The organism is Janibacter massiliensis, assembly GCF_900289115.1.
Lineage (GTDB): Bacteria > Actinomycetota > Actinomycetes > Actinomycetales > Dermatophilaceae > Janibacter_A > Janibacter_A massiliensis.
Genome location: NZ_LT985196.1, coordinates 1540118 through 1561521 on the forward strand (window position 1 = coordinate 1540118; position 21404 = coordinate 1561521).

Below are 21404 nucleotides of genomic sequence, written 5' to 3' on the forward strand. Positions count from 1 at the left end.
GGCCCGCCTACGCTGGGGCCCATGTCGACCAGCCCCTCGCCGACCCCGGTGACGACCCACGCGCCACCGACGGGCGCGGCACGACCGACCGTCGCGATCGTCACCCTCGGCTGCACCCGCAACGAGGTCGACTCCGAGGAGCTCGCCGGGCGCCTGGCCGACGGGGGGTGGGACCTCGTGGCGGACGCACAGGAGGCCGACGTCGCGGTCGTCAACACGTGCGGGTTCATCGAGCAGGCGAAGAAGGACTCGATCGACACCCTCCTCGAGGCCGCGCAGCTCAAGGACGGGGGCCGGACGAAGGCGGTCGTCGCGACCGGCTGCATGGCCGAGCGGTACGGCTCCGAGCTCGCCGACGCGTTGCCGGAGGCGGACGCGATCGTCGGCTTCGACGGGTACGCGGACATGGCGACGACGCTCCGCTCGGTCCTGCAGGGCCACCGTCCGGCGGCGCACGTCCCGGCCGACCGGCGCACGCTGCTCCCGCTCACCCCGGCTGCCCGCCCCGAGGCCGCGGGGGAGGTGTCCGTGCCGGGCCACGCCGCGCCCCGCCGACGCCTCGACGACCGCCCGTGGGCCCCGCTGAAGATCGCCTCGGGCTGCGACCGGCGGTGCGCCTTCTGCGCCATCCCCGCCTTTCGCGGCTCGTTCGTCTCCCGCCGGCCGACGGACGTCGTCGCCGAGGCGCGGTGGCTGGCGGACGAGGGGGTCAAGGAGCTCTTCCTCGTGAGCGAGAACTCCACGAGCTATGGCAAGGACCTCGGCGACCTCGGTCTGCTCGAGAAGCTCCTGCCCGAGCTCGCCGCGATCGACGGGATCGAGCGGGTGCGGGTCTCCTACCTCCAGCCCGCGGAGATCCGCCCCGGCCTGCTCGAGGCCATCGCGACGACGCCCGGTGTCGTCCCGTGGTTCGACATCTCGTTCCAGCACGCGGCGGGCCCGCTGCTGCGCCGCATGCGCCGCTTCGGGGACACCGAGTCCTTCCTCGATCTCATCGAGCGGGTCCGTGCCCTGCGCCCGGAGGCGGGCATCCGCAGCAACGTCATTCTCGGCTTCCCGGGGGAGAGCGAGGCCGACGTCGACGAGCTCGCCGGCTTCCTCGAGGCGGCGCGTCTCGACGTCGTCGGCGTCTTCGGGTACTCCGACGAGGACGGCACCGAGGGCATGGTGCTCGACGGGAAGGTCGATCAGGTCGTCATCGACGAGCGCGTCGCGCGGATCACCGACCTCGTGGAGGAGCTCACCGCCCAGCGGGCCGCGGACCGGATCGGTGACCAGGTGCGAGTCCTCGTCGAGGAGGTCGACGAGGAAGAGGTCGTCGGTCGCACGGCGGAGCAGGGACCCGAGATCGACGGCGTGACCCTGCTCGAGCTGCCCGCCGGGGCGCCCCCACCCTCGCGCGGGGACCTCGTCGACGCCCGCGTCGTCGGGTCCGAGGGAGTCGACCTCGTGGCGGTGCCGCGGTGAGCAGCCCCCGGGTGACCGATCCGGAGATCCCCACGCCGGAGGGGCCGGCCCACGGGGAGCCGAGCCCGTGGAACCTGCCCAACGCCCTCACCCTCCTGCGGATCGTCGCCGTGCCCTTCTACGGGTGGCTCCTGCTCACCCATGGCGGGGAGAGCACCACGCACCGCTGGGGCGCCTTCGTGCTCTTCGCGGCCGCGATGGTCACCGACAAGATCGACGGTGACCTCGCCCGCAGCCGCGGGCTGGTGACGAACGTCGGCAAGATCGCCGATCCGATCGCCGACAAGGCCCTCTCGGGCATGGGGTTCATCGGGCTGTCGGTTCTCGGGGTCATCCCGTGGTGGGCGACGATCATCGTGCTCGTCCGTGAGTGGGGGATCACCCTCATGCGGTTCTGGGTCATCCGCCACGGAGTGATGCCGGCCGGTCGCGGCGGCAAGCTGAAGACGGTGCTCCAGGCGCTCTCGCTCGGGCTGCTCACCGCGCCCCTGTCGACCCTGCCGGGTGGGGGCGTCGTCCTCGCCGTCGCGTACGTCGTGCTCGGGGCAGCGGTCGTGCTCACCGTCCTCACGGGGATCGAGTACGTCCGGGACGCGCTCGCGCTCCGCCGCACCAGTGCCCGCACGGCGGCCGAGCGCGCCCGACGTGCCGAGGCCCGGCGATGACCCTCCCCGGGGAGAGCGAGGCGCGCTCGGCGATCGCGGCGCTGCAGCCGACGGGGCTGACCGTGGCGGTCGCCGAGTCGCTGACCGGTGGCCTCGTCGTCGGTGCGCTCACCACCGTCCCCGGTGCGTCGGCCGTCGTCCGCGGCGGGGTCGTCGCCTACGCGACGGACCTCAAGGCCTCGGTGCTCGGGGTCGATGCGGACCTGCTCGCAGAGCGCGGCCCGGTCGACGCCGAGGTCGCGCGGCAGATGGCCGCCGGGGTCGCGCACGCCCTGGGCGCCGACGTCGGGCTCGCCACGACCGGGGTCGCCGGCCCCGATCCGCAGGGAGCGGCGCCGGTCGGGAGGGTGCACATCGCGCTGGCCGGTGCCGGCGGCGGGCGGTCGCTCGTCCTCGACCTCGACGGCTCCCGGGAGGAGATCCGCGCCGAGACGGTGCGGCGCGTGCTCGTCCTGCTCGCCCAGGCGGCCCGCGCCGCGGCGCCGTCAGGGCCAAGGGGTACCGTTGAGGGGTCACGTCGACCGGAAGGAGGGCACCCATGACCGTTCTGCTGCGGACCGAGATCGGTGAGTCCCTCCGCGCCCACCGGCAAGAGCAGGGGCGGACCCTGCGTGACGTCTCCGCCGCGGCCCGGGTCTCGCTCGGGTACCTCAGCGAGATCGAGCGCGGCGAGAAGGAGGCGTCCTCGGAGCTGCTCGCCTCCGTCTGCCGAGCGCTCGACGTGCCGCTTCCGACGCTCCTGATCGACGTGGCGGGTCGGATCCGTCGCGCCGAGCTCGCGGCAGCACCCGTCCCGCTCCCGGTGGACCGGAAGAACGTCCGCACCGCCGCCTGACCTCCGCCTCCCCCGCAATTGCGCGCGCGACTGACATCTGCGCGCCGAATATCGCGCGCACCTGCACCAGATCACGCGCAGATGTCGGCCAGGGGTGACACCGCGATCAGGAGAAGTGGGCCGATCGCGCACGATCGGTAGCGGGCGGTCAGTAGCGACGGGCCCCGCTGCTCGGACCGCTGCCGAGCGGCCGCTGCGGTCGCCCGTCGTCCGTCGGGGCCAGGCCGCCCTGGCACGCCGGGCAGGAGAAGATCGTCCGCTCGCGCGGGGCGGTGCCGACCATCGCGACCCGCACCGTCGTGCCGCACCGACGGCAGGGCCTCCCCGACCGCGCATGCACGTAGGCGTTCTGGCCGAGGCGGCGGATTCCCGTGCTGCTCTGGATCGCATGACCGACGGCGACGGTCATGAGCCGGTGGATGCGCTCGAGCACCCGGGCGAGGTCCTCCGCCGGCACGTCGTTGGCCGGGCGCCAGGGGAAGAGCCGCTCGACGAACAGCCCCTCGCTCGCCCAGAACGTGCCGATCCCGGCCACCACCCGCTGGTCGAGGAGAGCCTCCGCCACGGGGCGGGTGTCCCAGCGCAGCGTCGCGGCGATCCCGACGGCGTCGAAGGCGGGATCGAGCACGTCCGGACCCAGATGCCCGACGACGGTGTCCTCGTCCGCGGTCCGCAGCAGCTCGGCAACCCCGAGCCGAAGGCCGAGCGCGGTCCACGCCTCCGTGGCCACGAGCGCCCGGACGTCCCGCGATCGACCGGCGGACTCGGGCGACCCGGGGGCAGCGATCCGCCACTGCCCCTCCATCCGAAGGTGGGTGTGGAGGGTCCAGCCGGTATCCGTGCGGTGCAGCAGGTGCTTGCCCCGGCTCACGACCTCGGTGGTGGTCGATCCGAGCATCGGTGAGGCGTCCCGCTCGCCCCACCGCAGCTCGGCACGCTCGACGCGCGCACCGGCGAGCGCGGCGTGGAGCCGGTTCGCGGTGCGGCGGACGGTGTCACCCTCGGGCACGGGTCACCTCCGCAGGCGCAGACCACGCGGGGTCATGTGGAAACCGGCGTCCTGGAGCGCGGTGACGAGCGGGTGGTTCGAACCGAGCAACCGATCCCCGTCCGCCTTCTCCACCGTGAGGCGTCCGAGCGCGCCGCGCTGGACGGCGGCGGCCAGGCCCTTGGCAGCGGACGAGAGCACGTCGCCGTCCTCGGACCACGAGAGGAAGGTCCGTCCGCCGCGCTCGACGTAGAGGACGAGCGCGCCGTCGACGAGGACGACGAGCGCGCCGGCCTTCCTGCCGGGCTGGTGCCCCTTCGTCCCCTCCGACGTCTCCGCGCGCGCGGGCCACGGCAGCGCCGCGCCGAAGGGGTTGGCGGGGTCGGTCGCGGCGAGGACGAGCGCCTCCGGGGTGGTCGGTCCGGTCGCAGCCGGTGTGCTCGACCACGGATCGGGCTCGGGGGCCGGTGCCGCGCGGCCGGCAGCCCGGAGCCGGTCGACCGCCCCGGTCGTCGCGAACTGGGAGGCCCCGAGGGACTCGACGAAGTACCCACGCCGGACGTGCCCGGCCTCCTCGGCCGCCGCGAGCACCCGGTAGACGGCCGAGAATCCGCCGCTGACCTCCTCGGCGACCACGGCGGGGCGGGTGACGACACCGTGCCGGTCGAGCAGGCCCTCGGCGAGCGCGTGCGCCCGCACGGTCGGGTCCGGCTCGAGATCGGGCAGCCGCAGCCAACGACCGGCGACCCGGGGCGGCCCGGCCGTCGGGATCGGCGCGGTGCCGAGCACGGGTCGGCGGGCACCGAGCGAGGCGCGGCCGCCGTACCGCGTCCGCGCGGTGGGCTTCCTCGTGCTCCTGTGCGCGGTGCGACCGGTCGACGTGAGGGCGCGCAGGCCGACGAGCGAGTCCCCGGTGACGGCGCCGCGCCACACGAGGCCCCAGAGCACGTCGGCCACGGCGTCGTCCGTGGCGCTCTCGTGGTCGGCTCGGACGAGCTCGAGCAGCCGCCGGAACGGGAAGGCACCCCCGTTGTCCAGGGCGCCGAGCAGGAGCGTGCCGGTCTCGTCGAGGTCGTCGAGGTCGGGACTGGCGAGGGTCAGGGGAGCGGTGTCGGCGAGGTGCAGGCTGATCCAGCCGTCGTCACCGGGGAGCGATCCGGCGCCCGCCCACAGCACCTCGCCGGTCGCCATGGCCTCGTCGAGGAGCGCAGGGGCGTAGTCGCGCAGCCGCGTGGGCAGGACGAGGGTCTCGAGCGCGCTCGCGGGCAGGCGGGCGCCGGCCAGCTGCTCGACCACCCGGAGCAGGCCGTCGTGCCCGCGCAGGGGTGCCGGGGTCGAGGGGGCGACGACCCCCTGCCACGCGGGCAGGAAGCGGGCGAGCTCGCGCTGCGGGACAGGCTCGACCTCGTGGCGCAGGGCGGCGAGGGAGCGGCGACGCAGCGTACGCAGGACCTCGGCGTCGCAGAACTCCCCGCCGTGGCCCCCGCACGCGGCGGGAAGGAGGTCCCCCTCGACGATCCGCCCGGACTGCTCCAGCCGGCGCAGGGCGTCCCGGGCGACCGCCTCGCCGACGCCCCACCAACGGGCGAGGTCGGCGACGGCGAACGGGACGTGCGTTCGGGCGAACCGCGCGACGAGGTCACCCAGGGGGTCCTCGACGGGCTCGAGAAAGACGTCGGGCAGGCCGGGTGGGAGCGAGACACCCAGGGCGTCGCGCAGTCGGGCGGCGTCCTCGACGACGGCCCACCGGCGCTCCCCGCCGATCCCCACCTCGATCACCCGGCGCTGCTCGGCGAGCCCCGCCAGCAGCTCGGCCGCGGCCGACTCGTCGATCCCCTCGACGCTCCGCGCGGCGACGCCACCCACGGGCAACGGTCCGAGCACCCGCAGCAGGTCGACGACGTCCTCGGAATCCCGGGCCGCACGCTCCGGGACGAGGCGCTGCAGCTCGGCCGCAGTCCTCTCGACCGCCTCGACGTCGAGGAGATCGGCGAGCGACAGCTGCCCGCCCCGGCCCAGAAGGTCGGCCAGCAAGCCGGGGTCGAGCGACAGCGCGGCCGCGCGCCGCTCGGCCAGGGGGGTGTCGCCCTCGTAGAGGAACTGGGCGACGTACCCGAACATGAGCGACCGCGCGAAGGGGGAGGGCTGTGCGGACTCGACGTCGACGAGCTGCACCTCCCGCGACGCGATCCGTTCCATGAGGGCGACGAGTGCCGGCACGTCGAAGACGTCCTGCATCACCTCGCGGACGGTCTCGAGGATGATCGGGAACGAGGCGAACCGGCTGGCCACCTCGAGCAGCTGCGTGGCCCGCTGCCGCTGCTGCCACAGCGGCTGGCGGCGGTCCGGCCGACGGCGGGGGAGCAGCAGCGCCCGCGCGGCGCACTCGCGGAACCGGCTGGCGAAGAGGGCCGACCCGCCGACCTGGTCGGTGACGAGGTCGTGGACCTCGGCGGGGTCGAGCCGGACGACCTCGAGGACCTCGGCCCCGACCGCTCCCGCGCGGTCCTCGTCCCACTCCATGTCGGGCAGCCGCAGGACGATCCCATCGTCCCCGTGCATCGCCTGGACGTCGATGCCGAAGCGCTCCCGCATCCGCGCCGAGATCGCCAGCGCCCACGGGGCGTGGACCTGCCCGCCGAACGGGGAGTGGATCGCGACGCGCCAGTCGCCGATCTCGTCGCGGAAGCGCTCGACGACGATCGTCCGGTCGTCCGGGACGTGCCGCGTGGCCTCCTTCTGCTCGCCGAGGTAGGACAGGAGGTTGTCGGTGGCCCACTCGTCCAGGCCCGCGGCGCGCACCCGGTCCCGGGCACGGGCCTGCGGTGCGGCGGCGACCTCGCGGACGAACGCGCCGAGCGCCGCGCCGAGCTCCGCGCGGCGGCCGAGCTGGTCGCCGTGCCAGAACGGGAGCTTGCCGGGCTGCCCCGGTGCGGGCGAGACGAGGACGCGGTCGTGGGTGATGTCCTCGATCCGCCACGAGCTCGTGCCGAGGGTGAAGACGTCCCCGACGCGCGACTCGTAGACCATCTCCTCGTCGAGCTCGCCGACCCGCCGCCCGGTGCCCTCACCGGCGAGGAAGACGCCGTAGAGGCCGCGGTCGGGGATCGTGCCGCCGCTGGTCACGGCGAGGCGCTGGGCCCCCCGGCGCCCGCTGAGGGTGCCGGTGACGCGGTCCCAGACGATGCGCGGGCGCAGCTCGGCGAACTCGTCCGAGGGGTACCGGCCTGCGAGCATGTCGAGCGTCGCGTGGAGCAGCGGGGTCGGCAGGGACGCCCACGGAGCGGCGCGCCGGACGAGTCCCTCGAGGTCGTCGAGCCCCCAGTCGTCCATCGCGCACATCGCGACGACGTGCTGGGCCAGGACGTCGAGGGGGTTGGTCGGGACCGCGATCGACTCGATGTCGCCGCTGCGCATCCGCTCGACGACGACGGCCGACTGGACGAGGTCGCCGCGGAACTTCGGCATGACGACGCCGCGGCTCACCGCCCCGACCTGGTGGCCCGCGCGGCCGACGCGCTGCAGCCCTGAGGCCACCGACGGCGGCGACTCGATCTGGATGACGAGGTCGATCGCGCCCATGTCGATCCCGAGCTCGAGGCTGCTCGTCGCGACGACGCACGGCAGCCGCCCCGACTTCAGGGCCTCCTCGATCTCGGCGCGCTGGTCCTTGCTCACCGACCCGTGGTGCGCGCGGGCGAGGACCGCGGCCACCGGGTCGCGGGCGTCGGTCTCGGCCTCGGGGTCCGGCGCCGTCCGCTCGGCCCAGATCTCGTTGAGCCGGGTCGTGAGGCGCTCGGCGAGCCGGCGGGAGTTGACGAAGACGAGGGTCGAGCGCTGCTGCGCGACGAGGTCGACGATCCGTTCCTCGACGTGCGGCCAGATCGACGCGCGCGGCAGCTCGCCCGCGGCGGCGCCGGACAGGTCGCCCGTGGTGTCCCCGAGGTCCGCGAGGTCGGGCACGGGCACGACGACGTCGAGATCCCACTCCTTCGTCGACGGCGGCCGGATCGTCTCCACCGGCCGGCCTCCGGCGAGGTAGCGGGCGACCTCCTCGATGGGGCGGACCGTCGCGGACAGGCCGATCCGCTGCGTCGGTCGCTCGAGCATCGCGTCGAGCCGCTCGAGGGACAGCGCGAGGTGGGCGCCGCGCTTGGTCCCGGCGAGGGCGTGGATCTCGTCGACGATCACCGTCTCGACGCCACGCAGGGACTCGCGCGCCTGCGAGGTGAGCAGGAGGAACAGGCTCTCGGGGGTGGTGATGAGGACGTCGCTCGGCGCCTTGGCGAAGGCGCGTCGGTCGGCGGCCGGCGTGTCTCCCGAGCGGATGGACACGGTGACGTCCGGTGCCGGCAGACCGAGACGGTCGGCGGCGTGACCGATGCCGACGAGCGGGGAGCGGAGGTTGCGCTCGACGTCGACCGCGAGGGCCTTGAGCGGCGAGACGTAGAGGACCCGGCACCGGGCGAGCGGATCTTCCGGGGCCGACGCGCTCGCGAGCCGGTCGAGGGCCCAGAGGAAGGCCGAGAGGGTCTTGCCCGACCCGGTGGGCGCGACCACGAGCGCGTGGCTGCCGGAGCTGATGGCGCGCCACGCGCCCTCCTGCGCCGGGGTGGGTGCGGCGAAGCTGCTCTCGAACCACGCCCGGGTGGCGGGGGAGAAGCGGTCGAGGACCTCGTTCGCTGCGGGCATGGTCGGACTAGGGTGCCACCTCCGCCCGTCAACCTGGCGCGGTGCAGGTCAGCGGCGCTCGTCCGGGGCGATCCGCAGGACGTCGAGGGTGGTCGCGAGCGAGTCGTACTGGCCGACGAGCATGACGAGCTCCAGCGACTCCCGCTCGCTCGTCACCCCGCGCAGCCTGGCCCAGGTCGGGTCCGCGAGGTCCCTCGTCCGGACGAGCTCGAGGGCGCACTCGCGCAGCACCGCCTCGCGGTGCGTCAGCGACGACGGGGCGTCGCCCCCGACGAGGAGGTCGATCTCGTCCGCGGTCAGGCCGGCCCGGCGGCCGAGGACGCGGTGGTGGGCCGTCTCGTAGGCGTTGCCGCGTTCCGTCGCGACGGTGAGGATGACGAGCTCGGACTCACGCCGGGCGAGCGCGCCGTACGGCATGAGCCGGGCCGAGAAGTGCAGCCAGCCCCAGAACAGACCGCGACCACGGCCGAGGGTGGTGAAGATCGCCGGCGGCCCGGTCTGGGTGACACGACCGGCGACCCGGGCGAAGGCCCACGCCAGCGGGCCGGTCTCCCGCATCCCGCCCGGCGCGATCCGCGCGCTCACGACGGGTCGCCCGGACGGTGGGTCGGTTGCGGGGTCGTGTAGTCGACGACCTCCTCACGTGCCCGGGCGAGCGCGTCGGGGAGCGCGGGGAACCGCTTGAGCTCGACGACCCGCTGGGCGAGCGCGCGCAGCGGGACCAGCGGGCCCACCCATCCCGGCGCGGTCACCGTGCGCGACCGCCGGGCGATCCCGCGGATGACGGCGTCGACGCCCTTCTGCAGGGGGGCGACCCCGGTCGGGTGCCTGCCTTCCGTGAGCAGGTGCCCGGCCTCGGTACCGAACCCGCGGCTCGTCATGTCCGTGTCGAGCTCGGCGAAGTAGGCGACGCCGACACCGACCCCGTCGGGACGCAGCTCCTGCCGCAGGCTGTTGCCGATGGCCTCGACGCCCGCCTTGCTCGCGGAGTACGCGGCCATGAGCGGCAGGTGGATGGCCGCACCGAGCGAGGAGACGAGCAGGACGTACCCACCGGGCCGGGTGAGATGCGGATCGGCGGCCCGGACGGTGTACGCCGCGCCGAGGGTGTTGACGCGCAGGTGCGTCTCGAGGATCCCGTCGGGTCCGCCCAGGACCGGCATCTGGCGGGCGATCCCGGCATTGGCGACGACGACGTCGAGCCCGCCGAGCTCGGCGACGAGCTCGTCGACGGCCTGCCGGACGGCCGCGGCGTCGGAGACGTCGCACTCGCGCCACGGGCCACCGACGCGCTCTGCCGTCGCCGCGAGGAGCTCGGGCTCGAGGCCGAGGACGGCGACGCGCGCGCCGTGAGCGGCGAGCCGTTCGGCGACGGCGGCTCCGATCCCGCGCGCCGCGCCGGTGACGAGGACCCGCTGTCCGGCGAGGGAGGCGAGGTCGCGGTCCCGAGGAGCACGACGGGGACGGAGGACGGCACGCGGGTTCATGGGGCGGACGTTACTCACGGGTCACCAAGAGCGCAGCCCCGTTCGAGTTCAGGTCGCCGGTTGCTGCTGGGTGATGCAGTGGATGCCGCCGCCGCGCGCGTACAGCGGACGGGCGTCGACCCCGACGACCTCTCGGTCGGGGTAGGCCTCGCGCAGGACCGCGAGCGCCCGCTCGTCGTTCGGGTCGTCGAACGTGCACGCGACGACCCCGCCGTTGCACACGAGGTGGTTGACGTACGACCAGTCGACCGGGCCCTCGTCGTCGTGGGTGGCGTGGGGTGCGGGGAGCCGCACGATCTCGAACGGGTTTCCGTCCGCGTCGGCGGCATCCGTGAGCACGGCCTCGATCTCCCGGCAGACGGCGTGGTCGGGGTGCGACTCGTCCTCCTGCCAGTGCAGGAGGACCCGGCCGGTCGGGGTGAAGCACGCGACGATGTCGACGTGCCCGCGGGTGCCGAGCTCGCCGTAGTCCCGGGTCAGGCCGCGGGGGAGCCACACGCACGTCCGCACGCCGATCGTCCGGGCGAGCTCCTCCTCGACCCCGGCCTCGTCCATCTGCGGGTTGCGGCCGGGGTCGAGCTGGACGGTCCGGGTGACGAGCGCCGTGCCGCGCCCGTCCACGTGGAAGCCGCCGCCCTCGTTGACCATGGGGGAGCCGACGATCCGCGCAGCTGCTGCCGCGGCGACCGTCTCGGCGATCGCCGCGTCCTTGGCCCACGTCGCCCACGACTGTGCGCCCCACCCGTTGAACACCCAGTCGACCGCGCCGAGGCTGCCGTCGTCCCCGACGACGAACGACGGACCGATGTCCCGCATCCACGCATCGTCCAGGGGCGCCTCGAGGAGCGAGACCGGGTGTGCCGTCGCCCCGTCGAGGCCGTCGGCGAGCCACGTACGGGCGACATCCGTCGCACCCGGATCCACGACCACCGTCACCGGCTCGAAGCGAGCCACCGCGAGGGCGACCTGCGACCACGTCCGACGGGCCTCGTCGGCCTCGTTCTCGGTGTCGCCGAGGGTGTAGCCCGCCGAGGGCCACGCCAGCCACGTGCGCTCGTGCCGGTCCCACTCGGCCGGCATCCGCCAGGTCGTCATGCCGAGACGTCCGTCGAGTCGGTCACCTCGTCGCCGCCGACGACGATCCGATGCTCGTCCCGAACCGGCTCGACCAGGACGCCGTAGCTGTCCGGACGGCGGGTGCCGAGGAAGGGGAAGAGCGTGAGCCAGTCCTCGCGCTGGGGCAGGTCGAGGTCGGCCACGAGGACCGCCTCCTCGTCCCGCGGCGCCTCGACGAGGACGCGCCCGTACGGGTCGGAGATGAAGGAGCTGCCGTAGAAGGTGTTGATGCCCTCGTCACCCGTGCGGTTCGGGACGATCATGAACAGGCCGTTGGCGATGCCGTTGCCGACGATGACCTGGCGCCACAGGGGCATCGTGTCGAAGTCGGGGTGGTCCGGCTCGGAGCCGATCGCCGTCGGGTAACAGAGGACCTGGGCCCCGCCGAGCGAGTAGGCCCGGGCGACCTCCGGGAACCACTCGTCCCAGCACGTCGGCAGGCCCAGGCGCAGGGGCGCTCCCTCGAGGTCGACCTCGTGGACCGGGTACGCGTCGGTCGCGGGGCCGGCGCGGAAGTAATGGTCCTCGTAGTACCCGGCGGTGATCGGGATGTGCGTCTTGCGGGTCCGGGCGACCACGTCGCCGTCGGGCGCGACGACGACCGCGGTGTTGTAGCCGAGGCCGTCGGCCACTGCGTCGGGGACGCCCTCGGCGACGTCGGCCCGCTCGTAGAGGCTGACGTGGACGTGCACGTCGTGCTTGGCCGCGGCCCGGCGGGCGAAGGCGACCGAGCGACCGGTCTCGGGGTCCTCGGCCAGGTCGGCGGCGCGACCGTCGGGGCGGACGTCGGCCGGGTAGCGCAGGAAGGTGATCTCCGGGAGGAAGACGATCCGCGCACCCGCGGCGGCGGCCGCACCGATGGCGTCGAGGAGCACCCGTTCGAGCTCGTCGGGATCGGGCCGCCAGCGGTGCTGGACGAGCGCGACCCGCACCGGGGCCGCCCCGGTGTCGTGGACGCGGGCATACGACTGCGGGACGCCATCGGCAGTGATGAGGTTCACAGCGCGCAGTGTGCCAGAGGCCCCGTGGTTCACTGCCGTGGTGCGGATCAGCGAGTTCCAGACCCTCGTCGAGGACGAGTTCGGAGCGAGCTACGCCTCGACGCTCGTCCGCGACCACGTCCTGTCGGCCCTCGGCGACCGGACGGCGGGCGAGGCGCTGGTCGCCGGCGTCGCACCGCGCACCGTGTGGCTCGCCCTGTGCGACGACCTCGACGTCCCGCCCGAGCGGCGGCTCGGCATCGACCGCGCCCCGCTGCCACCCGGCCCGGACTGATCCGCAAAGTTCCTGGCGCGCCGACGCCGGGCGGTGGCGGGTGCCACCACCCGGCGTCGGGCGCGCGGTAAGGGGTCAGGCGCTCTCGCGGACCTGCTCCCGGGCGTCACGGGCCTTGGCCCGCTCGAGGGCGCGACGCCGCTCGTCCTCCGAGCGCCGCGCGATCTGCGCGGCCCGGTCCTCGTCCCGCGTGAGGCACTCCCCGGTCTCGGGGTCGAAGACGTGCATGAGCGACGGGTCGAAGACCAGGTGGGCCTCCTCGCCCTCGGACACGAGCGAGCGCGAGTCGAGGTTGACGACGAGCTGTGGTCGCACGCCCTCGCCGTCGAGCTCCTTGTCGAGCTCGTCGAGCGTGCGCTGCACCGACGGGTCCATCTCGTAGGGGATGTATGCGTACAGGTCGTTGCCGAGCCACTCGGTCTGGTCGACGACCGCCCGGAACTCCATGCCGTTGTCGATCTCCTCGCCCAGCTCGGCGTCCTTGAAGTACTCCGGGCGGATGCCGGCGATGACGGTCTGCCGCTGACGGATGGCGTCGGCCTTGGGGCCGTGGATCTCGACCTCCCCGAACGGCAGGTGGAGGCGGTCGCCCGTGACGGTCGCGGGCAGGAAGTTCATGGGCGGGGACCCGATGAACCCGGCGACGAACAGGTTGACCGGCTGCTCGTACAGCTCGCGCGGGCTCGCGCACTGCTGCAGGACCCCCTTCTTGAGCACCGCGACGCGGTCGCCGAGCGTCATCGCCTCGGTCTGGTCGTGCGTAACGTACACCGTCGTGATGCCGAGCCGCCGCTGCATCTTCGAGATCTCCGTGCGCATCTGGCCCCGCAGCTTCGCGTCGAGGTTCGACAGCGGCTCGTCGAAGAGGAAGGCGTCGGCGTCGCGGACGATCGCCCGGCCCATCGCGACGCGCTGGCGCTGACCGCCGGAGAGGTTCGCCGGCTTGCGCTCGAGGTGCTCGCGCAGCTCGAGCATGTCGGCGGCCTGATTGACCTTCGTCTTGATCTCGGCGTCGCTCATCCGTCCCTTGGCCAGGCGCAGCGGGAACGCGATGTTCTCGAAGACGGACAGGTGGGGGTAGAGCGCGTAGTTCTGGAAGACCATCGCGAGGTTGCGCTCGCGCGGGGCGAGCTGGTTGACCTTCTTGCCGTCGATGAGCAGGTCGCCCGAGGTGATGTCCTCGAGGCCGACGATCATCCGCAGCAGGGTGGACTTCCCGCAGCCCGACGGGCCGACGAGGATCATGAACTCCCCGTCGGCGATGTCGAGGCTGACGTCGTTCACGGCCGGGTACCCGTCGCCGTACTTCTTGACGATGTTCTTCAGCTGGATCGTGGACATCGGTTCTCTCCTGGGTGGCTGGGGTCGGGGGTGCAGGGCCTCAGCCCTTGACGGCACCCGAGGTGAGGCCGGCGACGATCCGGCGCTGGAAGAGCAGGACGAGGATGACGACGGGGATCGTCACGACGACCGCGGCTGCCGAGATCGCCCCCGTCGGCTTGACGAACTGGCTCGCGCCCGTGAAGAACGACAGCGCCGCGGGGACGGTCCGGGCGTTCTCCGACGTGAGGGTGATCGCGAAGACGAAGTCGTTCCAGGCCGTGAAGAAGGCGATGATCGCGGTCGTGAACACCCCGGGGGCGGCGAGCGGTGCGACGACCTTGCGGAAGGCCTGCCAGCTCGTCGCTCCGTCGACCTGGGCGGCCTGCTCCATCTCCCACGGGATCTGCTGGAAGAACGCGGTGAGCGTCCAGATCGACAGCGGGAGCGTGAGGGCGAGGTAGGGGATGATGAGGCCGGGGATCGTGTCGAAGAGCCCGATCTGGCGCCACAGGTTGAACAGCGGGGTCACCATCGCGATGACGGGGAAGAACGAGACCGCGAGCGCGGTCGTGAGGATGATCCGCTTGCCGGGGAAGTCCAGCCGGGCCAGGGCGTAGGCGCAGAAGGTCGCGAGGACGACGGAGATGACCGTCGAGATCAGGCACACGACGATCGAGTTGACGAGTGCCGGCACGAAGAGATCCTTCGCCGAACCGGAGAAGATCAGCTCGTAGTTCTTCAGCGTCGGGTCCTCGGGCCAGAAGTTGCCCCATCGGTTGTAGCCCGGGTCGCTCAGGGCGCTGTCCCGCTTGAGGGAGAGGGCGAAGATCCACACCAGCGGCAGCAGCGTCCAGATCATCACGGGGATCGAGATGGCAGCGAAGCCCCACTTCCCCTTGTTCGTGGTCGTCTCCACGGCTTACTTCCTTCCACCGGCGAGGTCCACGCGGAACCCCTTGACGAACAGGGCGGCGATCCCCAGGACGATCGTGAAGAGGATGACCGCGAGCGCGGACCCCATGCCGATCTCGACCCGGTTGATCGTCTGGTTGTTCACGAGCATCGACAGCGTCTGCGTCTGGTTGGCCCCGCCCGTCATGACGTACGGGTTGTCGAAGATCCGGAACGCGTCGAGGGTGCGGAACAGGAGGGCGACCATGATCGCCGGCTTCATGTTCGGGAGGATGACTCGCGTCAGGCGCTGCCACCACGAGGCCCCGTCGACCTTGGCCGCCTCGAGCATCGCGCCGTCGATCTGCGCCAGGCCGGCGAGCAGGAGCAGCGACATGAACGGCGTCGTCTTCCAGATCTCCGACATGCAGATCGCGAACAGCGCGGGGGTCTGCTCGCCGAACCAGTCGAACTCCCGGTCCCAGCGGCCGAGCGTGAGGTTGTGCAGCCAGTGGTTGACGAAGCCGGTGTCGACCGCGAACGCGTACCGCCAGGCGAACGCCGAGACGACGGTGATGATCGCGTAGGGGAGCAGGACGACGGTCCGCAGCGTCCGGCGGGGGATGACGACGGCGTTCATGATCCACGCCAGGGCGAAGCCCAGGACGAGCTCGACGACGACGGTGACGAGCGTGATGAGCGCGGTGACCTTGAGCGCCTCCCAGAAGACGGGGTCGCTCAGCGCCGTGACGTAGTTGTCGATCCCGACGAACTCCTTGCTGCCGGGGTCGGTGAGGCGGTAGCGGAACAGCGAGAGCCACAGGGCGTTGACGATGGGCCACATCGTCACCAGCAGCATGATGACGAACGCCGGTCCGGCCAGCTTCCAGCCGAGGTTGCGCTCGGCGCGCGCCCGGTCGGAGAGGACCGGCCGTGCCCGGCGCCGGCTGGTGGGGGCGGTGTCGGTGATCGCGGTGCTCACAGCAGCGCCTCTCCCTTCATGACGTCCTTGATGAACGTCTGCGTCTGCGCGGGGGTGTCGGCCGTGACCTTGTCCGGAGGGCTGAACCGCTGCTGGATCGCAGTCGAGACGTCGCCGTAGTACTGGGTCTGCGGGCGGGGTGCGGCGGCGTCGAGAGAGGTGCGGATGAGGCCCGCCATCGGGAAGCCCGCCTTCACCTTCGGGTCGTCGTAGACCTTCTTGCGCGAGGCCGGGTTGCCCGTCTTGAGCATGTAGAGCGTCTGGTGCTCCTGGTTGGTGATGCACCCGGCCGCCTCGTAGGCGAGGTCGGGGTGGGCGCTGTTCGCGCCGACGCCGAGCTGGATCCCGCCGAACGGCGGCGCCGACTCCTTGCCCTGGACCGTCTGCGGGTAACGGGCCCACCCGAGGTTCTTCACGAGCTTCTTGTCGCCCGCGACGGCCGCGAAGGTGTAGGGCCAGTTGACGAGGAAGCCACCGCTCCTGCCCTGGAAGAGTGCGAGCGACTCGGTCTCCTGGGAGGAGCCCATCGCCGGGCCGCCGACGCCGGTGTCGGACACCTTGCGGATGATCGCTGCGGCCTTGCGGCCCTCATCGCTGTCCAGGCCGAGCTGCACGGTGTCGGCATCGGCCCCGGGGTTCTCGACGATCTTGCCGCCCGCGCCGGAGACGAGAGCGTTGATCCACACGACGTAGCCCTCGTAGAGGCTTGCCTGGACGCCGACCGTCGTCCCCGTCTTCTGGGCGGCCTCGATCACCTCGTCCCAGGTCACCGGCGTCGTCATGTCGAGGCCGGCCCTCTTCGCGACGTCCTTGCGGTACCAGAGGACCTGCGTGTTCGCCCAGAACGGGACGGTGACCATCTCGTCCTTCCACCGGCTGGACTCGATGGCGGAGTCGACGCGGTCCTGCGTGAACTCCTTCTGCTTGTCCTCCGGCACGGGCGCGAGATATCCGGCCTCGGCGAACTCGGGGACGAACACCGGGTCGATGCTCATGAGATCGACGCCCGAGTCACCCGCAGCGAGGCGCCGCAGCAGCTGGATGCGCTGGTCGCTCGCGCTGTTCGGCAGCTGCTGGACCTCGATGTCGTACCGGTCGGTGCTGCACTCGACCGCGATCTGCGCCTGCCCGCCGCCGTTCTTGCGGCCACCGCCGCCGTCGGGGTTGATGAACCAGGTCAGGGTAGGCCTGCCGCCGTCCTGGTCGCCCCCGCCGCCGGCACCGCAGCCGGCGAGGGCGCCGGTCGCGGTGAGGGCGGCGGCAAGGACCGCTGCGGCCACGCGGGCCCGGGGTGCTCTCGTCACGAGGTCTCCTCACGTCTCGTCCTCGACGGCGGAGGAGGGACCCGTGCAGGCGCCGCACCGCGCCGTCAGGGTGACACCCTGCCACCGCCGGGAACCCCGCGCGACGAGGGGCCGGGTCTCGTTTCCGTTGCAACTCAGCGGAGGCAGCCGCGCGACACGCGTGCCGCGCTCACGCGAATCGAACATCTGTACGGGTATCGTCGTCCACAGGTCGACCCCGATGGCACGTCTCGTCCACAGCCTCACGGCGGCGTGGGCCGTTGTCGGAGGGCCGACCTAGCGTCCGACCCGACATCACGACGAGCCCGACCGTGACCCGGGTTGCCGGTGGGCGCGACCGACACGACACATGAAGGCAGGTGCGGCAATGGCGGGTGTGACCCCCATCGACGGCAAGCTCCAGGAGCAGAAGCTCAAGTCCCTCGACAACGTCCTCGGACAGATCGAGAAGTCCCACGGCAAGGGCGCGGTGATGCGCCTGGGCGACGACGTCCGCCCGCCGATCGAGGTCATCCCCACCGGGGCCATCGCCCTCGACGTCGCCCTGGGCATCGGTGGTCTGCCGCGCGGCCGGATCGTCGAGGTCTACGGCCCGGAGTCGAGCGGAAAGACGACGGTCGCCCTCCACGCGGTGGCCAACGCCCAGCGCGCGGGCGGCATCGCCGCGTTCATCGACGCCGAGCACGCGCTCGACCCCGAGTACGCGAAGAAGCTCGGCGTCGACACCGACGCCCTGCTCGTCTCCCAGCCGGACACGGGGGAGCAGGCGCTGGAGATCGCCGACATGCTCATCCGCTCCGGGGCGCTCGACATCATCGTCATCGACTCCGTCGCCGCCCTCGTGCCGCGCGCCGAGATCGAGGGCGAGATGGGTGACAGCCACGTCGGACTCCAGGCCCGCCTGATGTCCCAGGCGCTCCGGAAGATCACCGGCGCGCTCAACTCCTCCGGCACGACGGCGATCTTCATCAACCAGCTGCGCGAGAAGATCGGTGTGATGTTCGGCTCGCCCGAGACGACGACGGGTGGGAAGGCGCTGAAGTTCTACTCCTCGGTCCGGCTCGACGTCCGACGGATCGAGACGCTCAAGGACGGGACCGAGCCCGTCGGCAACCGCACCCGCGTCAAGGTCGTGAAGAACAAGGTCTCCCCGCCGTTCAAGCAGGCCGAGTTCGACATCCTCTACGGGCAGGGCATCTCCCGCGAGGGGGGCCTCATCGACATGGGGGTCGAGCACGGCTTCGTCCGCAAGTCCGGGGCCTGGTACACCTACGACGGCGACCAGCTGGGCCAGGGCAAGGAGAACGCGCGCAACTTCCTCAAGGACAACCCCGACCTCGCGGACGAGCTCGAGCGGAAGATCAAGGAGAAGCTCGGCGTCGGCCCGGTCGCGGACCAGCCGGCCGAGGCCGTCGAGGTCCCGGTCGACTTCTGATCGTGTCGCAGGACCACGAGCAGGACGCGGAGGCCGATCCGCGGGCCGTCGCCCGCGCGATCGTCCTGCGTCAGCTGACGATGGGCCCTCGCAGCCGCGCCCAGCTGCTGGAGAAGCTCGAGCGGCGCGGGTGCCCGGAGGATGTCGCCCGCGAGGTGCTCGACCGCATGGAGGAGGTCGGGCTCGTCGACGACACCGCCTTCGCCGCAGAGCTCGTCCGCTCCCAGCAGGCGGGTCGGGGCCTGGCGCGACGGGCGCTCGGTCACGAGCTACGGCGCAAGGGGGTCGACGACGAGACGGCGGCCGCGGCCCTCGCGGGGGTCGACGCCGACGAGGAGCGTGCACGGGCGGTCGAGCTCGTCGAGCGACGGGTGCGGACGATGCGCGGCCTCGACCGGCTCGTCCAGACGCGGCGGCTGGCGGGGATGCTCGCCCGGAAGGGCTACGACGCGGAGACCGCGCGGGCCGTCGTCACGGACGTGCTCGACGGTTTGCCGGAGCACGCCCGGGACTGACGGCTCGTCCCGGTCGGCACGGCGGGCCGGGACGAGCCGCAGCGCTCAGGATCGGGGCAGGTCGACGACGTCGTAGGACCACAGCTCGGCCGACATCCCGACCGGGCCGCGGCGCCCGCCCTCGGGTGCGTCCTGCCCGGAGGACCCGTGCGCCCGCTGGAAGGCGGCGCCGTCGGCCCAGGCCGAGAACGCCGCCTCGTCGCGCCACCGGGTCACGACGAGCCAGACGGCGCGGTCGTCGGTCGGGCGGAGCAGCTCGAAGCCCTCGAAGCCGTCCTGGCCGTCGACGGCGCCGGCCCGCGCTGCGAACCGCGTCGCGAGCTCGTCGCCGCTGTCGGCCGGGACGGTGATGGCGTTGATCTTGACGATGCTCATGCCGCCATCGTCGCAGCACGGCCTCACCGGCCCGCCGTACCCTTGGAGACGCGATGACCTCACCGAAGACCTACGACGTCCGCACCCACGGGTGCCAGATGAACGTCCACGACTCCGAACGCCTCGCCGGCCTCCTCGAGACGGCGGGCTACGTCGACCTCGCGAGCCTGCCCGGCGACGAGCGCCCGCAGACGGCCGACGTCGTCGTGTTCAACACGTGTGCGGTGCGCGAGAACGCCGACAACAAGCTCTACGGCAACCTCGGACAGCTCACGGCCGCCAAGCGCGCCAACCCGGACATGCAGATCGCCGTCGGGGGCTGCATGGCCCAGAAGGACCGGGACACCATCGTCCGGCGGGCGCCCTGGGTCGACGTCGTCTTCGGCACCCACAACATCGGCTCGCTCCCGGCCCTGCTCGAACGGGCACGGCACAACCGCGAGGCCCAGGTCGAGATCCTCGAGTCGCTCGAGACCTTCCCATCGACGCTGCCGACCCGCCGAGACTCCGCCTACAGCGGGTGGGTCTCGATCTCCGTCGGGTGCAACAACACGTGCACCTTCTGCATCGTCCCGAGCCTGCGGGGCAAGGAGAAGGACCGCCGCCCCGGGGACGTCCTCGCCGAGGTCGAGGCACTCGTCGCCCAGGGCGTCGTCGAGGTCACCCTTCTCGGGCAGAACGTCAACTCCTACGGCGTCGAGTTCGGCGACCGGCTGGCGTTCGGCAAGCTCCTGCGGGCGTGCGGGCAGATCGAGGGCCTCGAGCGCGTCCGGTTCACCAGCCCGCACCCGGCGGCCTTCACCGACGACGTCATCGAGGCCATGGCGGAGACGCCGAACGTCATGCCGAGCCTGCACATGCCCCTGCAGTCCGGCTCGGACCGCGTGCTGCGCGCGATGCGCCGCTCCTACCGCGCCGACCGCTTCCTCGGGATCATCGAGCGCGTCCGGGCGGCGATCCCCGACGCCGCGATCACGACCGACATCATCGTCGGCTTCCCGGGTGAGACCGAGGCCGACTTCGAGGAGACGTTGCGGGTCGTCCGGGAGTCCCGGTTCTCCTCGGCCTTCTCCTTCCAGTACTCGATCCGCCCCGGCACCCCCGCCGCGACGATGGACGAGCAGATCCCCAAGGCCGTCGTGCAGGACCGGTTCGACCGGCTCATCGCCCTCCAGGAGGAGATCTCCTGGGCGGAGAACCGGGCCCAGGAGGGCCGCACCCTCGAGGTCCTCGTCGCGACCGGCGAGGGGCGCAAGGACACCGAGACCGCGCGGATCTCCGGTCGGGCGCGCGACAACCGGCTCGTCCACCTCGCGCTGCCGCCCGGGCTCGCCGACGCCGACCGTCCCCGTCCCGGAGACATGGTCGAGGTCGACATCACCTATGGAGCGCCGCACCACCTCGTCGCCGATGGTGCGCTCTCGGGCGGGAGCTTCCGGGTGCGCCGGACCGCCGGGGGCGATGCCTGGCAGCGCAGCCAGGGGGCGCCGGCCGGCGGGCCGCCGGTCTCCCTCGGCCTGCCGTCCGTCGGCGCGCCGCCGGCGCGTCCGGCAGCCGCACCCGCGTGCGGGGGCCCGCCGGCATGAGCCAGGAGCCGCTGCAGCCGGGTCGGGGGGTGGCGAACCCCGTGTACCTCCCGCGACCGACCCTCGGGCAGCGGCTGGCCTCGCTCTTCTCCGTCGCGGTCGTCGGCGCGGTCGGGTTCACCCTCGTCCTGGGGTACACGCTGTGGCGTGGCAGCCCGGACCGGAAGGGCGAGCTCGTGTGCGATGCGGCCGCCGGGACGTGCACCGGCTGGGTCGGTGTGGACGCCGGGCGACAGCTCGAGCTCGGCGGTCAGACCCTCACCCCGCTGTCCTACGAGCGGGCGTACGGCAGGGACTTCGCCCAGGTCTTCGTCGACTACCGGTCCGTCCGGTGCCAGAAGGGCCAGCCGATGCGCGTGCGCACCGTCGAGCTGACCTGCACGACGATCGAGCCCGAGCGGCTCGAGGTCTCGATCCGCCGCGTCGCCTGACCCGGGCGTCGGTCAGCCCGTCCGCACGCCGACGGGC

20 protein-coding genes are annotated in these 21404 nt (G+C 72.7%); 9 read left to right on the forward strand and 11 right to left on the reverse strand.

Features of this window, described 5'->3' with window-relative positions:
- Positions 1 to 21: 21 nt before the first annotated feature.
- Genes rimO through DAA34_RS07570 form a run of 4 tightly spaced genes read left to right on the forward strand, consistent with a single transcriptional unit; the run spans position 22 to position 2967 of the window.
- Positions 22 to 1467, forward strand: coding sequence for a 30S ribosomal protein S12 methylthiotransferase RimO (gene rimO, locus DAA34_RS07555; RefSeq protein ID WP_106818301.1), 1446 nt, complete (start codon positions 22 to 24; stop codon positions 1465 to 1467).
- A gap of 11 nt (positions 1468 to 1478) precedes the next feature.
- On the forward strand, positions 1479 to 2132 hold the full coding sequence (gene pgsA / locus DAA34_RS07560; RefSeq protein WP_106818302.1) for a CDP-diacylglycerol--glycerol-3-phosphate 3-phosphatidyltransferase: 654 nt from the start codon (positions 1479 to 1481) through the stop codon (positions 2130 to 2132).
- Positions 2129 to 2674 (forward strand): CinA family protein, encoded by a 546-nt coding sequence (locus DAA34_RS07565; protein ID WP_106818303.1) that lies wholly within the window; start codon positions 2129 to 2131, stop codon positions 2672 to 2674. The genes pgsA and DAA34_RS07565 overlap by 4 nt, the downstream gene beginning before the upstream one ends.
- Complete coding sequence (locus tag DAA34_RS07570; protein ID WP_106818304.1) at positions 2671 to 2967, forward strand: helix-turn-helix domain-containing protein; 297 nt, start codon at positions 2671 to 2673, stop codon at positions 2965 to 2967. The genes DAA34_RS07565 and DAA34_RS07570 overlap by 4 nt, the downstream gene beginning before the upstream one ends.
- 148 nt (positions 2968 to 3115) lie before the next feature.
- On the opposite strand, the gene DAA34_RS07575 is transcribed toward DAA34_RS07570, so the two are convergent.
- The 6 genes from DAA34_RS07575 to DAA34_RS07600 are packed head-to-tail and all read right to left on the reverse strand — an operon-like array spanning position 3116 to position 12251.
- Positions 3116 to 3976 carry a DNA-formamidopyrimidine glycosylase family protein gene (locus DAA34_RS07575; protein ID WP_106818305.1) on the reverse strand — a complete coding sequence of 287 codons (861 nt, stop codon included), beginning with the start codon at positions 3974 to 3976 and terminating at the stop codon, positions 3116 to 3118.
- Between the two features lie 3 nt (positions 3977 to 3979).
- On the reverse strand, positions 3980 to 8647 hold the full coding sequence (locus DAA34_RS07580) for an ATP-dependent helicase (RefSeq protein WP_106818306.1): 4668 nt from the start codon (positions 8645 to 8647) through the stop codon (positions 3980 to 3982).
- Positions 8648 to 8695: 48 nt separating this feature from the next.
- The gene (locus DAA34_RS07585; protein ID WP_199847439.1) at positions 8696 to 9232 is read right to left on the reverse strand and encodes a carboxymuconolactone decarboxylase family protein; all 537 of its coding nucleotides are present in this window, start codon (positions 9230 to 9232) and stop codon (positions 8696 to 8698) included.
- Entirely contained in the window at positions 9229 to 10134 is a 906-nt protein-coding gene (locus DAA34_RS07590) for an SDR family NAD(P)-dependent oxidoreductase (protein WP_106818307.1), read from the reverse strand. Before DAA34_RS07590 ends, DAA34_RS07585 begins: the two co-directional genes overlap by 4 nt.
- A 48-nt stretch (positions 10135 to 10182) precedes the next feature.
- The gene (locus tag DAA34_RS07595) at positions 10183 to 11229 is read right to left on the reverse strand and encodes an agmatine deiminase family protein (protein WP_106818308.1); all 1047 of its coding nucleotides are present in this window, start codon (positions 11227 to 11229) and stop codon (positions 10183 to 10185) included.
- Entirely contained in the window at positions 11226 to 12251 is a 1026-nt protein-coding gene (locus tag DAA34_RS07600; RefSeq protein WP_106818309.1) for a nitrilase-related carbon-nitrogen hydrolase, read from the reverse strand. Before DAA34_RS07600 ends, DAA34_RS07595 begins: the two co-directional genes overlap by 4 nt.
- Positions 12252 to 12291: 40 nt before the next feature.
- Here DAA34_RS07600 and DAA34_RS07605 point away from each other — a divergent pair, with 40 nt between their 5' ends.
- Positions 12292 to 12525 carry a DUF3046 domain-containing protein gene (locus DAA34_RS07605; protein WP_199847440.1) on the forward strand — a complete coding sequence of 78 codons (234 nt, stop codon included), beginning with the start codon at positions 12292 to 12294 and terminating at the stop codon, positions 12523 to 12525.
- Positions 12526 to 12600: 75 nt separating this feature from the next.
- On the opposite strand, the gene DAA34_RS07610 is transcribed toward DAA34_RS07605, so the two are convergent.
- The 4 genes from DAA34_RS07610 to DAA34_RS07625 are packed head-to-tail and all read right to left on the reverse strand — an operon-like array spanning position 12601 to position 17025.
- Positions 12601 to 13866 (reverse strand): ABC transporter ATP-binding protein, encoded by a 1266-nt coding sequence (locus DAA34_RS07610; RefSeq protein WP_106818311.1) that lies wholly within the window; start codon positions 13864 to 13866, stop codon positions 12601 to 12603.
- A gap of 40 nt (positions 13867 to 13906) precedes the next feature.
- Positions 13907 to 14707, reverse strand: a complete 801-nt coding sequence (locus tag DAA34_RS07615) for a carbohydrate ABC transporter permease (RefSeq protein WP_106819944.1) — start codon at positions 14705 to 14707, stop codon at positions 13907 to 13909.
- Between the two features lie 60 nt (positions 14708 to 14767).
- Positions 14768 to 15721: a carbohydrate ABC transporter permease gene (locus DAA34_RS07620; RefSeq protein ID WP_325027426.1), complete on the reverse strand. Its 954-nt coding sequence runs from the start codon at positions 15719 to 15721 to the stop codon at positions 14768 to 14770.
- On the reverse strand, positions 15718 to 17025 hold the full coding sequence (locus tag DAA34_RS07625; RefSeq protein WP_234354161.1) for an extracellular solute-binding protein: 1308 nt from the start codon (positions 17023 to 17025) through the stop codon (positions 15718 to 15720). The genes DAA34_RS07620 and DAA34_RS07625 overlap by 4 nt, the downstream gene beginning before the upstream one ends.
- Positions 17026 to 17410: 385 nt before the next feature.
- Here DAA34_RS07625 and recA point away from each other — a divergent pair, with 385 nt between their 5' ends.
- Positions 17411 to 18460, forward strand: coding sequence for a recombinase RecA (gene recA / locus DAA34_RS07630; RefSeq protein ID WP_234354269.1), 1050 nt, complete (start codon positions 17411 to 17413; stop codon positions 18458 to 18460).
- A 2-nt stretch (positions 18461 to 18462) separates the two neighbouring features.
- Positions 18463 to 18975 carry a regulatory protein RecX gene (locus tag DAA34_RS07635; protein ID WP_234354162.1) on the forward strand — a complete coding sequence of 171 codons (513 nt, stop codon included), beginning with the start codon at positions 18463 to 18465 and terminating at the stop codon, positions 18973 to 18975.
- Positions 18976 to 19020: 45 nt separating this feature from the next.
- Here the strand turns inward: DAA34_RS07635 and DAA34_RS07640 are convergent, their stop codons facing one another.
- Entirely contained in the window at positions 19021 to 19350 is a 330-nt protein-coding gene (locus DAA34_RS07640) for an antibiotic biosynthesis monooxygenase family protein (RefSeq protein ID WP_106818314.1), read from the reverse strand.
- 53 nt (positions 19351 to 19403) lie between these two features.
- Between DAA34_RS07640 and miaB the strand changes: the two genes are divergently transcribed.
- Both miaB and DAA34_RS07650 read left to right on the forward strand, forming a co-directional pair.
- Positions 19404 to 20936: a tRNA (N6-isopentenyl adenosine(37)-C2)-methylthiotransferase MiaB gene (miaB, locus tag DAA34_RS07645; RefSeq protein WP_106818315.1), complete on the forward strand. Its 1533-nt coding sequence runs from the start codon at positions 19404 to 19406 to the stop codon at positions 20934 to 20936.
- Complete coding sequence (locus DAA34_RS07650) at positions 20933 to 21367, forward strand: hypothetical protein (RefSeq protein ID WP_158707673.1); 435 nt, start codon at positions 20933 to 20935, stop codon at positions 21365 to 21367. Before miaB ends, DAA34_RS07650 begins: the two co-directional genes overlap by 4 nt.
- Positions 21368 to 21404: the final 37 nt, after the last annotated feature.